Raw genomic sequence first — 16,426 nt, forward strand, 5'->3', positions numbered from 1 at the left:
TGGAATTGCTCAGTGTTCGAAAGGCTCTCCCAGCGAAGCCACGCCGTTGAGCTTGAGCAGGCGCCGGTTCGAGGAAATGACGCCCAGCACGACGATTGTCACGAGATAAGGCAGGCTCGACAGAAGTTGCGAGGAAACGTCGAGCCCGGTCGCCTGGGCCGCGAGGCTTGCCAGGGAGACGGCGCCGAAAAGGCAGGCGCCGAGGAAGATACGGCTGGTGAGCCAAGTGCCGAAGACCACCAGCGCGATCGCGATCCAGCCGCGCCCGGCGATCATGCCATCGGCCCAGAGCGGCGTGTAGACCACGGCCGCGTAGGCACCGGCGAAACCCGCAAACGCGCCGCCGAAAGCGACAGCGGCGAAGCGCACGGCAATCACCGGATAGCCCAGCGCATGGGCCGCCTTGGGATTCTCGCCGACGGCGCGCACGACAAGGCCGGTCTTGGTGTAGGCGAATATCGCCCAGATGGCGACGGTCACGGCCAGCGAGAGCCACACGATGACGTCCTGAGCGAAGAGGCCGCCGATGACCGGGATATCTGAAAGCCAGGGCAATGAAAGCTTCGGCAGGCCTTTGACCGTAAGGCTCTCATAGCTCTTGCCGAACAATGCCGAGAGGCCCTGGCCGAGTATGCCTATAGCGAGTCCCACCGCGACCTGGTTGGCGCGGAACCCCAGCGCGATGATGGCAAAGACAAGGGAAAGAGCCGCGCTGGCGAGGCCCGCGGCGAGGAAACCCAGGAGGTGACCGCCGCCGTGATAGACGATGATGAAGGCGACGACCGCTCCCATGGCCATCATTCCCTCCACGCCGAGATTGAGGACGCCGGCCCGCTCGGCCACCATTTCGCCCAGCGCGGCCAAAAGGAACGGCGTGGCCGCCGCCAGCATGCCGGCGACGATGAACTCGAGGGCATTCATGGAGTGCTTCCGTGAGCGGCATGGCGCCATTCGAGCCGGTAGCGGACGAAGGCCATGGCGACGAGATAGGCGAGCAGCAGGCTGCCCTGGAAGACCCGGACAGCGGCGATCGGCAGATTTGCCGAGACCATGGCGTTGTCGCCGCCGATATAGAGGGCCGCCATGAGCAGCGCGGAAAAAACGATGCCTATCGGGTGAAGGCCACCGAGATAGGCCACGATGATGGCGGCGTAGCCGTAGCCGGTCGAGATGGAGCGCTGCAACTGGCCGAGCGGCCCGGCCACCTCGGCAGCCCCGGCGAGGCCAGCCGCTAAGCCACCGATGAGGAGCGAAAGCCAGATCGCGCGTCCTTCGTTGAAGCCGGCGTATCCGGCCGCGCGCGGCGCAAGGCCGCCGACCTGCAGCTTGTAGCCGGCGAAACTCCTTTGCATGAAGACCCAGGCCGCGAGGGAGAACGCGAAGGCGATAAGCAGCGAGACGTTGACGCGGGTGCCGGGGATCAGGATCGGTACCATCGCGTCGTACTGGAACATCACCGACTGCGGGAAGTTGAAGCCGGCCGGGTCCTTCCAGGGGCCAAGAAGCAGATAGTTGAGAAGTTGCGCCGCAACGAGCGCCAGCATGAGCGACACGAGAATCTCGTTTGCGTTGAGCCGCACGCGCCAGAACGCCGTGAGCGAGGCCCAAAGCGCGCCGCCCAGCGCGCCGAGGACGAGCATGGCGGGCCAGATCCACTGACCTGTTGCCTGCGGGAGCCAAATGGGAATGGCCGACGCGAAGATCGCGCCGAGGATGAACTGGCCTTCGGCGCCGATGTTGAAGATCTTTGCGCGAAAGCCGATGGCAAGCCCCTGCGCAATCAGCAACAGCGGCCCCATCTTGAGCAGGACTTCCGAAAACGAGGCCCAGGACAGGAAGGGCTCAAGAAGCATCGCTTGGAAAACGGCGACCGGATCGCGGCCCATCAGGAGGTAGAGCCCGAGATTGAGCAGCGTCGCCGCGCCGAGTGCCGCGGCCGGTGCGGCCAGCTTGATTGCTGGCGAGGCGTGTTCACGTCGAATCAGCACGGGAAGGGAGGGTCGGAACGAAGCGCTCATGCGGGGATCTTTTCGGCCGTCGAATGCGCGCCGATCATGTAACGGCCGATCTCCTCGGGCCTGGTGTCGCGCGTCACTAGCGGCGCGCTCAGCCGACCCTGATGGATCACCTGGATCGCATCGCAAAGCTCGAACAGTTCCTCCAGTTCCTCCGAGATGACCAGAATGGCCATGCCTTCGTTGCGCAGGGCGACAAGGCGCTGGCGGATGGCGGATGCCGCGCCGACGTCCACGCCCCAGGTGGGCTGCGCCACAAACAGCAATTTAGGGGATAACATAATCTCGCGGCCCACGATGAATTTCTGGAGATTGCCTCCCGAAAGCGCCCCCGCCTCGGCCTCGGGACCCGGTGTACGCACGTCGTACTGCCGCACGCAGTCTTCTGTGAAGGCCTTCGCACGGGCCGTGTCGACGAGGCCGCGTTTCAAGAGGCCGGAGGGATGTGCGGTCAGCAGGCTGTTGAGGACGAGCGACATTTCGGGCACCGCGCCACGGCCCAGCCGTTCCTCCGGAACGAATGCGAAGCCCAGCCGCCGGCGGGCAGCCGCATCGAGCGCGCCGACATCCTTTCCCATGATGAAGATACGCTGTGACTGTTCGCGCGGCAGCATCGTCTCGCCCGAGATCAGCGCGGCGAGTTCGCTCTGCCCGTTACCCGAGATGCCGGCGATGCCGAGGATCTCGCCCGCCCGGAGCGTCAGGCTGACATCGGAAAGCGCCGCGGCGAAGGGATCGTCGGGTCGATGGTCGAGGCCGACGATTTCAAGGCGCTTTTCCCCGCCGGAATGTGCGACTGCCGGCATGGACTGCGGCATGTCGCGGCCGATCATCATGCGGGCGAGGTCGTGCGCGTCGTGGTCGCGGGGATCCACATTGCCGGTGATGTGACCGCCGCGCAGGATGGTCGCGCGGTCGCAGACCGCACGGATTTCCTCCAGCTTGTGCGAGATGAAAAGGATGGACACGCCGCCGTCGCGCAGCCGCCGCAATGTCTCGAAAAGCTTCTCCACCGATTGCGGCGGCAGGACGGAGGTCGGTTCGTCGAGGATCAGGAGCTGCGGTTCGGTCATCAGGCAGCGGATGATTTCCACCCGCTGCCGCTCTCCAACCGAAAGCGCGTGCACATGGGCGAGCGGATCGACTTCCAGGCCGAAGTCGCGGCCGAGCTTGCAGATGCCTTGCGCAAGGTCCGATTTCCTCCCGGGCACGACCAGCCGGACGTTCTCCACCACCGTCAGCGTCTCGAACAACGAGAAATGCTGGAAGACCATGCCGATCCCCTTGCGCCTCGCATCCGCCGGGGACGCGAGCGCCAGGGGGTCTCCTTTCCAGGTCGCTGTTCCGGCGTCCGGCTGCTCGACGCCGTATATGAGCTTCATCAGCGTCGATTTGCCCGCACCGTTCTCTCCGAGGATCGCGTGGATAGAGCGCGGAGCCACGTCCAGATCGATGTCCCGATTGGCATGGATCTGGCCGTAGCTCTTGGAGATGCCGCGCAGCGACAGGAGCGGGGCGGTCATGGTTACTTGGGCAGCGGCGTGGTGACACCCTTGACGTGCCAGTCCATGGCGACGATCTCGGCCACGGCCATAGTCTTGCCGGCGGGGACGCCTTCGCTGCCGTCGGCCTTGGCGATCGGACCGGCAAAGGGCGAGAAGCTGCCGTCGGCGATCTTGGCTTCGACTTCCTTGATCTTGGTCATGATGTCTGCCGGGATGCCCGGGTTCCAGTCGACGACCTCGACGACCTTGTCGCCGACCCCCAGGAAGGCGCTGGCGCCCTTGAAGGTACCAGCAAAGTGGGCGTCGACCGAGGCTTTGAAGAAGGGCGACCAATCGGTCGCCACGCAGCCGAGATAGGTCTTGGGCGCGTATTTCTTCATTGACGAGTTGAGGTTGAAGGCGGGGATGCCTGCCTCTTCGCAAGCCGCGACGACGGAAGGCGTGTCCTGCGCGTTGGAGAAGATGACGTCGCATTTCTGCGCCAGCAGCGCCTTGGCGGCTTCCTGCTCCTTGGCCGGGTCGAACCAGGAATTCACCCATACGACGGAAACCTCGACATCGGGCTTCACAGCCTGCGCACCCAGCGTGAACGCGTTGATGGAGGTTATCAGCTCGGGGATGGCGAAGGCCGACACCGAGCCGAGCTTGCCCGTCTTCGAAAGCGAGGCCGCCGCCATGCCCATCAGATAGGTGCCCTGGGAATATTGTGCCGCGAAGGGTGAGAAGTTTGGCGCCACCTCGAAACCGGACGCGTGCAGCACGGTGACATCGGGATTGCGGCGCGCGATCTGCAGGGCGCCGTTCTGATAGCCGAAGGAGCCGGCGATGAGGACCTTGTTCCCGTCCGCGACCGCCTTGTTCATGATGCGGTCGGCGTCGGGGCCTTCCTGAATGTTTTCGAGGATGGTGACCTTCACCTTGTCGCCATAGGCGGCCTTGACCGGCTCGAGCCCGTCGGCCAGCGCACGGCCCCAGCCGACGTCGCCGACCGGCGAGGGGACCACCAGCACGATGCCCAGCGGTCCGTCGGCGGCGAGCACGCGGCTGCCCACCGCGGCGACGAGCCCGGTAGCGGCGGCGCCCTTCATCAAGGTTCTGCGGGTAAGATTTGTCAGCATGTCGGTTCCCCTTGCTTTTGGTTTTGGTTTTGGTTGCTAGAATTCCACGGTGGCGAGCGCCGCCTCGGCTTGCGCGAACAGCCTTGCCTCGTCGAGTCCCGGGAATTCTCCCTTGGCCCAGACGATGCGGCCGTTGATCATCGTCATGTCGGTCGGCGTGCCGATGCCGACCTTGGCCAGCAGGCTCAGCGGATCATGCCGCGTGCCGACATAGTCCATGCGCCGCGTGTCGATGGCGAACAGGTCGGCGGCCATGCCGGGCGACAGCCTGCCGATGTCGCCGCGCCCGAGCAGCGCCGCGCCACCTGTCGTCGCATAGCCGAGGAAATCGACCGGCGGCGGAACCGGGTGGTCGCGTGTCGACGCCGCAAGGCATTGCAGCATGTAGGCTGAATGGATGCAGTGCATCAGGTTGGAATTGTCATTCGAGGCGGCGCCGTCGCAACCCAGTCCTACACTCAGCCCGAGGGCCGACATCGCCGGTATGTCGGTGATTTCGGCGCCGACGAGATAGACCGGCTCCGGGCAGTGCGCCACGCCGGTGCCGATAGCGGCCATCTTGCGCAGTTCGTCGTGGGTCAGTTCCCAGCAATGGGCATAGAAGGCATCCGTCCCGGAGAAACCGATCTCGGCGCAATAATCCACCGTGCGCAGGCCGTGGCGGGCTTGCATGACCGGACTTTCGCCTTCGCCGACATGGGTGTGCATGCGCACCTTGCGGTCGCCCGCCAGCGCTACCGATTCCACGAATGTCTCGCGATAGCAGTTGACCGGCTGGCAGGGCGCGACCACGACCTGACGCATGCTGAACTTGCCGTCATCATGGTAGGTGTCGATCAGCCGGGCGCAGTCGGCGATGAACTCGTCCGTCGTTTCCAGCATGGCGTCGGGGATGGTCGAGCCTTCCGATTTCGGCAGCGTGTTGCCGCCACGTCCGGCATGGAAGCGCATGCCGAGCAGTTCGGCCGCCTCGAACTGTCGGTCGATCAGCCTTTTGCCGGCATGCCGCGGAAAGCAGTATTGATGATCGAATGCCGTCGTGCAGCCGTGCTTTATCAATTCCGCCATGGCCGTGACCGATGAGTGATAGAAGCACTCCTCGGTCAGCCGTGAGAACATGGGATAGATGCGGTCGAGCCATTCGATGACCGACAGCTTCGTCCAGTCCAGATCGGCGCGGTTGCGCACGAAGCACTGAAAGAAGTGGTGATGGGTGTTGACGAGGCCGGGATAGACGAACCAACCGGCGGCGTCCTGCGTGACGGTCCCCACAGGCAACTCACCCTTATCCAGGGCTTCGCCGATGGCCCGTACAGCCGGGCCGTCGGTCAACACATCGACGTTGCGGCGGACGCGCGGACCGTCGCCATCGTCCACGATGACCGCGGCACAGTTCTTCAACAGATAACCCGCCATTTCAGGCCTCGCCTACTTCTGGGACGGGCTCGGGTTTGAGCTCATGCAGCCGGTGGATGCCAGGCATCTCGATGAAGCCGTCGAGACCGCGGATGGCCCGCGACCATAGACGGATCGCGGGATAAGGATTGAGCGAGACCCCGCCGTCCGGCGCCAGCGCCACATAGGGGAAACAGGCGATGTCCGCGACCGTCGGCCGGTCCGATGCGAGGAAGCGCTGGCCGCGGATACTCTGTTCTACGAGACCAGCTTCCAATTCCCGCAGGGCTGCCGTCCCCTGTCCCTTAAGGGCATCGATGTTGCCCGGGCGCAGCAGCATCTCGTGCAGGCGCGCCGCCCCCAGGCTTGCTGTCAGTCGATGCGAGAACGAAAGCCATTGTTGGACACGCGCCGCTTGCACGGCCGTGTCGTTGCCCAGCCATTGCGGTGCCGCCTTTGTAGCGATGTAGACAAGCATGGCCGAGGATTCGGTCAGGACGAGGTCGCCGTCCTCAAGGATCGGGATCGAACCCGCCGGGTTGAGCGCCATGAGTTCCGGACCGCGATGCTCGGCACCGGGATGGAAGTCGACGGGCCGGATGCTGAGCTTCACCCCTGCCAGCGCCGCCATCAGGCGCACCTTGTAACAGCTCGGCGACAGCACGTAGTCGTAGAGCTTCATTGCGCCACCAGTTGCGCGCCGTAGGTGTAGCCATGGCGCTTCAGCCAGCGCCGGTAGGCAACCGAAGTCAGGTCGGCTCGCGTGGGAATCTCCATGCCGGGGTCGAGCGGCAGCAACCTCGGGATCTGGTTTTCGAGGATCGACCGGTCCTGGACGAAGATCGTCTGCTGGAAATGGATCAGGTCCGTCATCGGCGTCTCGTCGTCGAACAGCGCCATCCAGGGCCACACGTCACACAGGTCTTCGGCAAGCGGCTGCACGAACAGCGTAATGACGTCCCATTCGCCGGGACGCGGCGGGCAGGTCTTGTAGAGGATCGAGCATGTCGGCGCGGGCACGCGATACATGTACTCCGTCGTTATGCCGCCCTCCGCCGACTTCGCGGCCTGCGGCTGGTAGAACTTCACCTGGGTAGCCCAAACCTCGTCTTCGTCCTCGCGGATTTCGACCTTGTAGTTCTGGACCTCCGTGTGCGGTTCGGAGCCCAATATGTCGGTGTGGACGAATGGAAAATGCGCAATGTCCAGGAAGTTCTCCACCGCGCGCAATGGCGAACAGCGCACGCGAACCACGCCGACATCGACGAGCCGGCGGCCAGGCTGATCGGCCTCGGGGATCGCAAACAGCGGCTTTTTCGGATCGCCGAGCGATGACCAGACATGGCCATAGCGGATGCAGGTTGGGAGGACACGTCCGTTGCCGCCTGTGACCTTGGCGGTTCCGTCTTCGCCGCGTCTCACCTCGATGGGCTCGCCCATCAGGGCCGTGCCGCGCCCATGCGCGTCGAGCTGGCTCGCAAGGCCGACCGGATACCATTCGTCGATCATCGCGTTGCGGGTCATTGGACGGCCCCACCGCTCCGAATTCTCTCGGCCGCCCGCCGCAGCGTTTCGGCGGCCCTCGACGCGGCGATCCGTTCGGTCGGATTGGCGTCCTCGCCCACCAGAACATGCATAAGCGTCCGGGCTTCCCCATCGGGCGCAAGCAGCAGCCGAAGCGTCAGGCCATGGTTGCTATGGTCGAGCAGGCCTCCCGCGGCCTTCGCGCCCGCGGCCGCCTCCAGCGCCGCGACGTTCGCTTCCACCATCATGGAACGCAGCGGGGCAACGCCGTCGAGCCGCGGCGGAGGGGCAGCGGCTTCGCCGGCGGAAATCCAGATGACACCGTCGCCATCCTCGACATGCTGCGTTGCAACGCGAATCGTGTCCGGCGGAGTCAGCGCCGGATGAGCGGGAATGCGCAGGCAATTTCCCTCCTGAGCATAGCCCCAGCCGTGATAGATGCAGGACAGGGTCTCACCGCGTACAAAGCCGTGGGAAAGGCGCATGCCGCGATGGGGGCATCTGTCCGCAAACGCCGATGCTCGGCCCGAACGGCTTCGCCAAAGCGCAACCGGCCCAGCCGGGGACTGCGCGGGCATTACGGTTCCCGCCGGCAAGTCCGCGGAGAGGGCAACAGGTATCCATGAGCCGGTCGGATAAGGCGGCATACATCAACTTTCAAACAACACCAGCATCTTCCTGAGCGCAGCTTCGCGGTCAAGCATATGCTAATAGGCGGGTCACGTTTGCACAACATTTCCTCACGGGCAATAATGCCCAAAAAAGGTGCATGGCACCTTGGCAGGCAGAAGCCGCAGGCCGGAAACTAGCCCGATTCGCTCTCGATCGGCGTGCGGCGGATGGCCTCGACCCAGACATCGATTGGTCCAAGCGAGCACCCCATCTCCATCATGTCGATGAGTTCGGCCGGGCCGGAAATGTCGAGTTCGATCCGGTCGGGACCGGCAACGCATATGGCCTGCGCGAGCCCGAGCTTGGCGGCATGACGCTCGATCCAAGGAAGAAAGGATGCCGCCTCGACATCGCCGAGGATCGTCATGCGCTCCCGCCAAGGGAATCGATATTGCTCGCTCACAGAAAACCTCGGCAATGAAACAGATATCTATCTATCTGCATTGTGCTCAATCGCTGATGCATCTAACCAAGCGCCATGAGAAGGTCGAGTGTGGGCTTGTGACCCCTCAGTCGTCTATGACGTCCGCAAAATCCCTGGTCAACATGCGTCCATCGACACTTTGTGAGACAAGACAGACTTACCGCTTGCATTAAAACTAGTCCTGCTGCTCGACCTTGGGTTCGCCAGACCATACGAGAGAATACGAAGGGAATGGGTTGGCGAACCATCCTCTAACATATTGATTTTCCGTGGAAAACGACGCCCCTCCGGGCCCACCATCGTCGTTACTTATCAATGCTTTATGGCCATTTTCTTCCTCGTGTTAGCCAAGTGGGAGGCGGCGAGCCTCCGCGCATCACTTTGATTTTGTTGCCTTACGGTGGGCTGCTGAGGGCTAAGGGCGTCAAGGGATTGACATATCGAGTGCGCGCTGTGCGCGCTTCATCCAACCCCGCTCAAACATGGGACTGGGAAAGTCCTGATCGGCTGAGCATGAGGACCTAGCGCTCATCCTGATCAGACCGACGGATCCGCGCTCAATGATCTCTGTCGGCAAGACGAGCCGTTCTGGGGCGCGCATTTCACCTTTCAAACGGCGCATGAGAAGTTCCGCGACGCTTTTGCCAAGTGCATGGGCATGCTGACGGCCAGGCATTCCCCCGGACTGGTCAACGCAGGCAACGCGCCGCCGTTGTGGCCGTGCTAGTCAACTACTGAATGACGAAGTCGTTACGAAAGATATGCCAGCCAGGAGGTTCAATTCATAACGCCACCGTCTTTATTTGTATCTGATCTGCTGATACATAACCCCGTGTGACGACTGCGGGGCCATATGTCGAATGAAATCATGGTTGTCGATCCGCTTGAGCGGCTTGACTTGTTGAAGAGCCTCGCGAGCGAGGTCCGGGTCCGGATTCTCGATCTGCTGCACCGCAAGGGGCCGAAAAACGTCAATCAAGTGGCCGAAGAACTGGGTCTTCCGCAATCAACGATTTCCGCAAACATCCAGGTTCTTGTCGATGTCGGTTTGATCGAGACGAAATCACAGAAGGCGCGCAAGGGAAGCCAGAAGGTTTGCTATTCGACCTTCTCCGAGTTGGTTGTCGTCTTTAAGGACCGCCCGCCGGCGCAGGATCTCGGCGTCATAGAAGTGGCGATGCCGCTTGGACTCTATACGAGATGCGAAGTTTCCGCTCCCTGCGGCCTGTGTTCAAAAGACGGCGTCATCGGACTTCTCGATGTGCCCGACACCTTCCTCGATCCTGACCGTATGCGGGCAGGGCTGCTGTGGTTCACGCGCGGCTTCGTCGAATACCAGTTTCCCAACAATGCGACGCTTGCCAATGCCAAAGTCGGCGGATTGGAACTGGCGATGGAGCTTTCGTCTGAGGTCCCGGGCACATCGAAGGATTGGCCATCGGACATCACGGTAGCGATCAACGGACACGAGATAGATACCTGGACGGCCCCAGCCGACTATGGCGACAAGCGCGGCAAGCATACGCCCGGCTGGTGGAAACTGGCCGGATCGCAATATGGCGACCTCACACACTGGCGCGTCACGAACAACGGCACCTATCGCAACAACAACAAGGTTTCCAAATGCTCGCTGGCTGATCTGGAGCTTGAGCGGCACCGCTCGATCCGGATACGAATCGGCGTGAAGGAAGATGCGCGTCACCCCGGCGGCATAAACATCTTCGGTAGCGGCTTCGGCAATTACAGCAACGACATCGTTCTGCGCCTGCTGAAGGCTTGAGAGCGTATTAGGCCCTTGACGGGCGAACGAACTCCGCCCTTAACTGACCCGCGACCCGGATATAGACCGGAAAGTCGGATTGATAATCCGCAGTGGGAGGGATCATGAAGGCCAGAGTCACGGCGAACGCGGCCTATGCCGTCGCGGATATCGACAAACGTCTTTACGGCTCGTTCCTCGAGCATCTTGGTCGGGCGGTCTACACGGGCATCTACGAGCCCGGACATCCGCAAGCGGACGCAGAGGGGATGCGCAAGGACGTGATCGAGTTGGTGCGTGCGCTCGACACGCCGATCTGCCGTTACCCGGGCGGCAACTTCGTGTCCGCCTACAATTGGGAAGACGGCATAGGCCCAAAGGAGAACCGCCCGCGGCGGCTGGATCTTGCCTGGCGCACCACGGAGCCGAACCTGGTTGGAATCCACGAATTCGCCGACTGGGCCGAAAAGGCCGGCACCGAGATGATGCTTGCGGTCAATCTCGGTTCCCGCGGCCTCGACGAGGCGCGGGCGTTCGTTGAATACGTCAACCACCCGAGCGGCAGCTACTGGTCCGACCTCAGGGCCAAGAACGGACGCGCGCAGCCCTGGAACTGCCGCCTCTGGTGTCTCGGCAATGAAATGGACGGTCCCTGGCAGGTCGGCCACAAGTCGGCGGAAGAATACGGCCATCTGGCCAACGAGACGGCCAAGGCGTTGCGCGGCCTCGACCCAACGGTGGAACTGGTCGTCTGCGGCTCGTCGCATTCCAATATGCCGACCTATCCGCAGTGGGAAGCAACCGTGTTGGAAGCGACCTACGAGCAGGTCGACTACATCTCTCTCCACATGTATTTCGAAAACTACGAGAAGAATACGGCCGAATATCTCGCTCTTCCGGCGAAACTCGACCGCTACATTGGCACGGTCTCCGGCATCATCGACTACGTGAAGGCCAAGACCCGCTCGAAGCGGGAGGTGAAGATCTCCTTCGACGAGTGGAACGTCTGGTACCATCAGCGCAAGCGGGACGCCGAGCGTATGCGCGACTGGGACTGGCCGGAAGCGCCCAGGCTTCTGGAAGACATCTACAATTTCGAGGACGTGCTGCAGGTCGGCTGCATCATCAACACCTTCATTCGACGGTCGGATATTGTTCGCATCGCCTGCATTGCGCAGCTGGTGAACGTTATCGCGCCGATCATGACCGATCCCGGCGGCAGCGCCTGGCGGCAGACGATCTACTGGCCTTTTATGCTGGCCTCCAAGCACGGCCGCGGCACCGCGCTGCAGCTCGCGGTCGAGGTGCCTACCTATGACGCGGCCGCTGCCGACAAAGTGCCATGGCTCGACATTGCGGGCGTGCATAATTCGAACGCCGGCACGCTGACCTTCTTCGCAATCAACCGGCATGGGTCCGAGAGGATAGAGGCCGACGTCGCCCTAGAGCGGTTCGCCGCCAAGTCCATCGAGCATACGATCATCCGTCATGACGATCTCGAGGCCTGCAACACGAAGGACGCGCCGGACAACGTATCACCGGTCAAAGGCAATGGGGCAGCGCTCAGCGGCAAGGGAATGACGCTGAACTTGCCGCCGCACTCCTATTCGATGGTGCGCGTGACACTTTGAGTTAATATCCGAGTATCAGATATATACCGTAAAATCCGTTGCAGGCGAAGTGGTTTGGTGTAGCATTGAAACGTTCAAGGCGGATCTAACCGCCGTACTCGGGAGGAAGCTGAGATGAACTTTCGCAAGATGATGGCCCTAGCGGTGGTTGCGGCCGGAGGATTTTGGGCCGTCGCTGCCCAGGCCGAAGAAACCGTCGCATGGTGGGATTTCCTCGGCGGCGGTGACGGCGTGCGCATGAAGCAGATGATCTCCGACTTCAACGCCGCCCACGCCGGCAAGATCAAGATCGACGCCACGACGCTGGAGTGGGGCACGCCCTTCTACGCGAAGGTGCAGACCTCGGCCGCGGTCGGTGAGGCGCCTGACGTCATGACCTATCATGCCAGCCGCATCCCCTTGGCGGTGAGCCAGGACATTCTCGAAGAAATCACCGCCGACGATATGAGCAAGATGGGCCTCTCGGCCTCGGACTTCGCCCAGACGACGATGGGCGCCGTGACGGTCGACGGCAAGCAATACGCGGTGCCGCTCGATACCCATCCGATCGTCCTGTACTACAATCGCGTCCTCCTGAAGAAGGCAGGCGTGCTCGGCGACGACGGCCGTCCCGTGGGTATGAGAAACAAGGAGGAATTCACCGCGACACTGCAGAAGTTGAAGGATGCCGGCGTCGAGTTCCCGCTGGGCAGCGTCACCGCCGACGGCAACTTCATGTACCGCACCATTTATTCGCTGGTGTGCCAGCAAGGCGGCGAGCTTCTGACGGGCAACGAGTTCCTCGCCGGCGACAATCCTCAAAAGCTGGCGAAAGCGTTAGCGGTCCTGCAAGGGTGGACGAAGGCCGGGCTGCAGTCGACCTATACGGACTATCCCGCGACCGTCGCCCTGTTCACCTCGGGCAAGGCCGCGATGATGATCAACGGCGTCTGGGAAGTTCCCACGATGACCGACCTCGCCAAGCAAGGCAAGTTGTTCGACTGGGGCGCCGTCGAGATCCCGGTGATCTTCGACAAGCCATGCACCTATGCGGACAGCCATTCATTCGCAATCCCGAAGAACAAGGGCAAGGAAATCAGCCCGGAAAAGCGTACTGCCGTTCTCGAGGTGATCTCCTGGATGGACAAGCACTCGCTGTTCTGGGCCACGGCAGGGCACATCCCTGCCTACAAGCCAGTCACCGAAACCGCTGAATACAAGGCAATGGAGCCCAATGCGACCTACTCGACGCTGACGGCCAACATGATCTTCGATCCGAAGTCGCCCAAGGCTGGTGTCGCCGGGCCGATCTTCGACATCATGTCAAATTATTTTGTGCCGACCCTCAATGGAGAGATGGACCCCGGCGAGGCGGTGAAATCCATCAAGGAAGAGTTGAACAGCATGTAAGGCTCAAGGCTGGGGCCGCCCCGCCCAGGGCGGCCCCGGCCGTGTTCGAGGAAGAGCCATGCTTCGCAACTCCCGCACTGAACGTCTTGTCGCGCTGGTGCTGGTCGCTCCCTTCCTGGCGATCTATCTGCTGGCGTTCGTCTATCCGACGGTCCAGATGTTCCGCATCTCCTTCACCGATGCGCCGCTGATCGGCGCTGGTCGATGGGTTGGTCTCGACAACTACCTGCGGCTCGACAACGACCCGATGTTCCGGCGCGCGCTCTGGAACACCGCTTATTTCGTGCTGATGACGGTCGTCCCAGGGACACTCATCGCCCTGTTGATCGCGCTAGGCGTATCGCGGCTCAAGGGCCGCTTCCAGTCGATCGTGCTGGCACTGTTCTTCCTGCCCTACATCCTGCCGGTGTCCGTCGTCTATCTGATCTGGGACTGGACGCTGAATTTCCAGTTCGGGATCGCGATGCATGTGCTGGACTGGCTCGGAATCCCGCGCGTGCCGGTCTTCAAGTCGCGCGTCTGGTTCTTGCCGGCTGTGGCCGGGGTGACGATCTGGTGGACCGCGGGCTTCTCGATCCTCCTCTTCCTCGCCGGACTGCGGTCCATACCAGCGGAGATCTACGAAGCCGCGGCGCTCGACAACTCGACGCGATGGACCACGTTCCGGCGCATCACCTGGCCGCTGCTGTGGCCGATCACCTCGCTGGTGTTCACCATCCAGCTCATCCTGCAGCTTAAGATCTTCGACCAAGTCTATCTGTTCTCAATCGGCGGCCGGCCGAACGACAATATGGTGCTCGTCTACTACGTCTTCCAGAAGGCCTTCCAGCAGAACCAGGGAGGCAGGGCGGCGGCCGTCGCCGTGACCCTCTTCGTGCTTGTGGTGGTCGTCTCGGTCCTGCAATTCCAACTGCTCCGGTTCGCCGAAAGGCGGCGCCGATGAACGCCGTGGCTGCGCAACGCTGGAACTTCTGGGGCGGGATCATCACCGCACTGACGCTCGTCTGGGCCATCCTATGGGCGTTCCCGCTCTACTGGGGTGTGATCTCATCGCTCAAACCGGACGACGAGGTCGTGCGGCCCTACATCGAACTCTGGCCCGAGACGCCGACGCTGGAGAACTACGTCAGCGCCCTGACCACCACGCAGATAGGCGCCTGGTACGTCAATTCAGTGGCGGTCGCGGTCGGCGTAACGGTCATCACCATCTTCATCTCGATGCTGTGCGGCTACGCAATCTCGCAGTTGCGGTTCCCGGGGCGGATCGCGCTTTGGTGGCTGATCCTTGCCTCCTTTATGGTGCCGACTTCGGCGCTGATCATCAATCACTTCGTGCTGGTCGCCAACCTCGGCCTGCTCAACAGCTGGGCCGGAATCATGTTGCCGCAGCTTATCCACCCCGTCATCATCATCGTGTACAAGCAGTTTTTCGATCAGGTCCCGAAGGACTTCCGCGAGGCCGCGGTCATGGACAATGCGTCCGAATTCGGGATCCTCTTCAAGATCTACATGCCTATGAACTGGGGGGTAACCACCGCGCTGTCGATCGTCTGCTTCATCTGGACGTGGAACGCGTTCTTGTGGCCGTTCCTCTCGGTGACCCGCACCGAGATGATGACCATCACGGTCGGCATTACGCAGGTCAACGACGCCTTCGGTGTCTACTACGCGCGCCAGCTGTCGGCAGCCGTACTGGCCGGCCTGCCGGTGGCACTGGCCTACCTCTTCTTCCAGCGCCGGGTGACCGAGGCTATAACGCTCTCGGCAGGTATCAAGGGCTAGAGCCCCGGCAGGTGCACCGCAATGCCGGAGGGCACGACCCGCTCGGCGGGTTCAGGCTCCGTCGGCGCGTGCGTGCCAGGCCGATCCGTCCGCGGCGAAGAGATGCAGGGCCGTGGCGTCGAACTTCAGCCGAACGGCGTCGCCCGGTTTGACGCTCGAAAGCCCGCGATCCTGTGCCGTCACCTGCGTCCCATCCGCGAGCCGCGCATAGACGAGCGTTCGCTCGCCAAGGCGCTCGACAACGGTCGCCGTGGCGAATGCTTCATTGCCCTCGGCGACGACAGTCAGCGATTCCGGCCGCACTCCGAGTTCGCGCCAATCCATGTCGATTGGCGCGCCGGGAAGTTCGACGAGCGATCCATCGGTCAAGCGCGCATTGAGCCTGTCGCCCGAGCCCGAAACCGTGACAGGCAGGATGTTCATCGCCGGCGACCCGACGAAGGTCGCGACGAAGCGCGACGCCGGACGTGCATAGACATCGACGGGTCTTCCCATCTGCTCTATCCGGCAATCGTTGAGGATCACAATGCGGTCGGCGAGCGTCATCGCTTCCACCTGGTCGTGGGTGACGTAGATCATCGTCGATTTCAAACGCTGATGCAGTTCGGCAAGCTCGACGCGTGTACGGGCTCGAAGTGCTGCGTCCAGATTGGAGAGTGGCTCGTCGAACAGGAATGCCTTGGGCTCCTTGACGATCGCACGCCCGATGGCCACGCGCTGGCGCTGCCCGCCGGAGAGCTGCGACGGCCGCCGGTGAAGCAGCGCTTCGATCTCCAGGATACGCGCAGCCTCGGCGATCCGCTGGCGGATGACATCCGGCGCAACCCGAATGTTCCTCAGCCCAAAGGCCATGTTCTCCGCGACGGTCATATGTGGGTAAAGCGCATAGTTCTGGAAGACCATGGCAACGTTGCGCCTGCCAGGCGCAAGGTTCTCCGAGCGCACCCCGTCGATCGTCAGCGTCCCCTGGTCAATGCTTTCGAGGCCGGCGATCATCCGGAGCAGCGTCGTCTTGCCGGAACCGGACGGACCGAGAAACACGACCAGCTCTCCTGGCTCAATGTCCAGGCTCACGTCGCGGATCACTTCGACAGCGCCAAAGTGCTTTGATACGCCCGACAGCGCGATTCCCGTCATGCTTGCGATCCTTCTTTCCTACATAATTTCGGATAAATACCCGATGTCAAGGAATGTGGGGCTGCGGCACAATGA

At 62.4% G+C, this 16,426-nt stretch carries 15 protein-coding genes; 5 read left to right on the top strand and 10 right to left on the bottom strand.

Features of this window, described 5'->3' with window-relative positions; genetic code table 11:
- Positions 1–9 precede the first annotated feature (9 nt).
- From EN824_RS00410 to EN824_RS00450, 9 genes are all read right to left on the bottom strand, one after another.
- Positions 10–921 carry an ABC transporter permease gene (locus EN824_RS00410; RefSeq protein WP_135882356.1) on the bottom strand — a complete coding sequence of 304 codons (912 nt, stop codon included), beginning with the start codon at positions 919–921 and terminating at the stop codon, positions 10–12.
- The gene (locus EN824_RS00415; protein WP_127870088.1) at positions 918–2,018 is read right to left on the bottom strand and encodes an ABC transporter permease; all 1,101 of its coding nucleotides are present in this window, start codon (positions 2,016–2,018) and stop codon (positions 918–920) included. The genes EN824_RS00410 and EN824_RS00415 overlap by 4 nt, the downstream gene beginning before the upstream one ends.
- A complete protein-coding gene (locus EN824_RS00420; RefSeq protein WP_135931669.1) occupies positions 2,015–3,538 on the bottom strand; it encodes an ABC transporter ATP-binding protein in 1,524 nt (507 codons plus the stop codon). The genes EN824_RS00415 and EN824_RS00420 overlap by 4 nt, the downstream gene beginning before the upstream one ends.
- A 2-nt stretch (positions 3,539–3,540) precedes the next feature.
- On the bottom strand, positions 3,541–4,635 hold the full coding sequence (locus tag EN824_RS00425; RefSeq protein ID WP_189343778.1) for a BMP family ABC transporter substrate-binding protein: 1,095 nt from the start codon (positions 4,633–4,635) through the stop codon (positions 3,541–3,543).
- 39 nt (positions 4,636–4,674) lie between these two features.
- A complete protein-coding gene (locus EN824_RS00430) occupies positions 4,675–6,054 on the bottom strand; it encodes an amidohydrolase (protein ID WP_135931670.1) in 1,380 nt (459 codons plus the stop codon).
- A gap of 1 nt (position 6,055) precedes the next feature.
- Positions 6,056–6,715, bottom strand: coding sequence for a glutathione S-transferase family protein (locus EN824_RS00435; protein WP_135931671.1), 660 nt, complete (start codon positions 6,713–6,715; stop codon positions 6,056–6,058).
- Positions 6,712–7,557 carry an aromatic ring-hydroxylating dioxygenase subunit alpha gene (locus EN824_RS00440; protein WP_135882367.1) on the bottom strand — a complete coding sequence of 282 codons (846 nt, stop codon included), beginning with the start codon at positions 7,555–7,557 and terminating at the stop codon, positions 6,712–6,714. Before EN824_RS00440 ends, EN824_RS00435 begins: the two co-directional genes overlap by 4 nt.
- The gene (locus EN824_RS00445) at positions 7,554–8,204 is read right to left on the bottom strand and encodes a Rieske (2Fe-2S) protein (protein WP_135882369.1); all 651 of its coding nucleotides are present in this window, start codon (positions 8,202–8,204) and stop codon (positions 7,554–7,556) included. The genes EN824_RS00440 and EN824_RS00445 overlap by 4 nt, the downstream gene beginning before the upstream one ends.
- Before the next feature lie 158 nt (positions 8,205–8,362).
- On the bottom strand, positions 8,363–8,596 hold the full coding sequence (locus EN824_RS00450) for an acylphosphatase (protein WP_135882370.1): 234 nt from the start codon (positions 8,594–8,596) through the stop codon (positions 8,363–8,365).
- 910 nt (positions 8,597–9,506) lie between these two features.
- Between EN824_RS00450 and EN824_RS00460 the strand changes: the two genes are divergently transcribed.
- The 5 genes from EN824_RS00460 to EN824_RS00480 all read left to right on the top strand — a co-directional run bounded on the left by EN824_RS00460 (position 9,507) and on the right by EN824_RS00480 (position 15,214).
- Positions 9,507–10,433 (top strand): transcriptional regulator, encoded by a 927-nt coding sequence (locus tag EN824_RS00460; protein ID WP_127276601.1) that lies wholly within the window; start codon positions 9,507–9,509, stop codon positions 10,431–10,433.
- A 104-nt stretch (positions 10,434–10,537) separates the two neighbouring features.
- The gene (locus EN824_RS00465; RefSeq protein ID WP_135931672.1) at positions 10,538–12,043 is read left to right on the top strand and encodes an alpha-N-arabinofuranosidase; all 1,506 of its coding nucleotides are present in this window, start codon (positions 10,538–10,540) and stop codon (positions 12,041–12,043) included.
- 114 nt (positions 12,044–12,157) lie between these two features.
- Complete coding sequence (locus tag EN824_RS00470; RefSeq protein WP_135931673.1) at positions 12,158–13,432, top strand: extracellular solute-binding protein; 1,275 nt, start codon at positions 12,158–12,160, stop codon at positions 13,430–13,432.
- A 58-nt stretch (positions 13,433–13,490) separates the two neighbouring features.
- Positions 13,491–14,375: a sugar ABC transporter permease gene (locus EN824_RS00475; protein ID WP_127276608.1), complete on the top strand. Its 885-nt coding sequence runs from the start codon at positions 13,491–13,493 to the stop codon at positions 14,373–14,375.
- Entirely contained in the window at positions 14,372–15,214 is an 843-nt protein-coding gene (locus EN824_RS00480; RefSeq protein ID WP_127276611.1) for a carbohydrate ABC transporter permease, read from the top strand. The genes EN824_RS00475 and EN824_RS00480 overlap by 4 nt, the downstream gene beginning before the upstream one ends.
- Before the next feature lie 51 nt (positions 15,215–15,265).
- Here EN824_RS00480 and EN824_RS00485 read toward each other — a convergent pair whose 3' ends face one another.
- A complete protein-coding gene (locus tag EN824_RS00485) occupies positions 15,266–16,351 on the bottom strand; it encodes an ABC transporter ATP-binding protein (RefSeq protein ID WP_135867306.1) in 1,086 nt (361 codons plus the stop codon).
- Positions 16,352–16,426 lie beyond the last annotated feature (75 nt).

Origin of the sequence: Mesorhizobium sp. M8A.F.Ca.ET.181.01.1.1, assembly GCF_004792025.1 — a bacterium.
Classification (GTDB): Bacteria; Pseudomonadota; Alphaproteobacteria; order Rhizobiales; family Rhizobiaceae; genus Mesorhizobium.

Coding starts and splice junctions, on each gene's coding strand:
- EN824_RS00445 (WP_135882369.1), bottom strand. CDS start 8,204: ATGCCGCCTTATCCGACCGGCTCATGGATACCTGTTGCCCTCTCCGCG.
- EN824_RS00440 (WP_135882367.1), bottom strand. CDS start 7,557: ATGACCCGCAACGCGATGATCGACGAATGGTATCCGGTCGGCCTTGCG.
- EN824_RS00460 (WP_127276601.1), top strand. CDS start 9,507: ATGTCGAATGAAATCATGGTTGTCGATCCGCTTGAGCGGCTTGACTTG.
- EN824_RS00465 (WP_135931672.1), top strand. CDS start 10,538: ATGAAGGCCAGAGTCACGGCGAACGCGGCCTATGCCGTCGCGGATATC.
- EN824_RS00485 (WP_135867306.1), bottom strand. CDS start 16,351: ATGACGGGAATCGCGCTGTCGGGCGTATCAAAGCACTTTGGCGCTGTC.
- EN824_RS00435 (WP_135931671.1), bottom strand. CDS start 6,715: ATGAAGCTCTACGACTACGTGCTGTCGCCGAGCTGTTACAAGGTGCGC.
- EN824_RS00475 (WP_127276608.1), top strand. CDS start 13,491: ATGCTTCGCAACTCCCGCACTGAACGTCTTGTCGCGCTGGTGCTGGTC.
- EN824_RS00410 (WP_135882356.1), bottom strand. CDS start 921: ATGAATGCCCTCGAGTTCATCGTCGCCGGCATGCTGGCGGCGGCCACG.
- EN824_RS00470 (WP_135931673.1), top strand. CDS start 12,158: ATGAACTTTCGCAAGATGATGGCCCTAGCGGTGGTTGCGGCCGGAGGA.
- EN824_RS00480 (WP_127276611.1), top strand. CDS start 14,372: ATGAACGCCGTGGCTGCGCAACGCTGGAACTTCTGGGGCGGGATCATC.
- EN824_RS00450 (WP_135882370.1), bottom strand. CDS start 8,596: ATGACGATCCTCGGCGATGTCGAGGCGGCATCCTTTCTTCCTTGGATC.
- EN824_RS00420 (WP_135931669.1), bottom strand. CDS start 3,538: ATGACCGCCCCGCTCCTGTCGCTGCGCGGCATCTCCAAGAGCTACGGC.
- EN824_RS00415 (WP_127870088.1), bottom strand. CDS start 2,018: ATGAGCGCTTCGTTCCGACCCTCCCTTCCCGTGCTGATTCGACGTGAA.
- EN824_RS00430 (WP_135931670.1), bottom strand. CDS start 6,054: ATGGCGGGTTATCTGTTGAAGAACTGTGCCGCGGTCATCGTGGACGAT.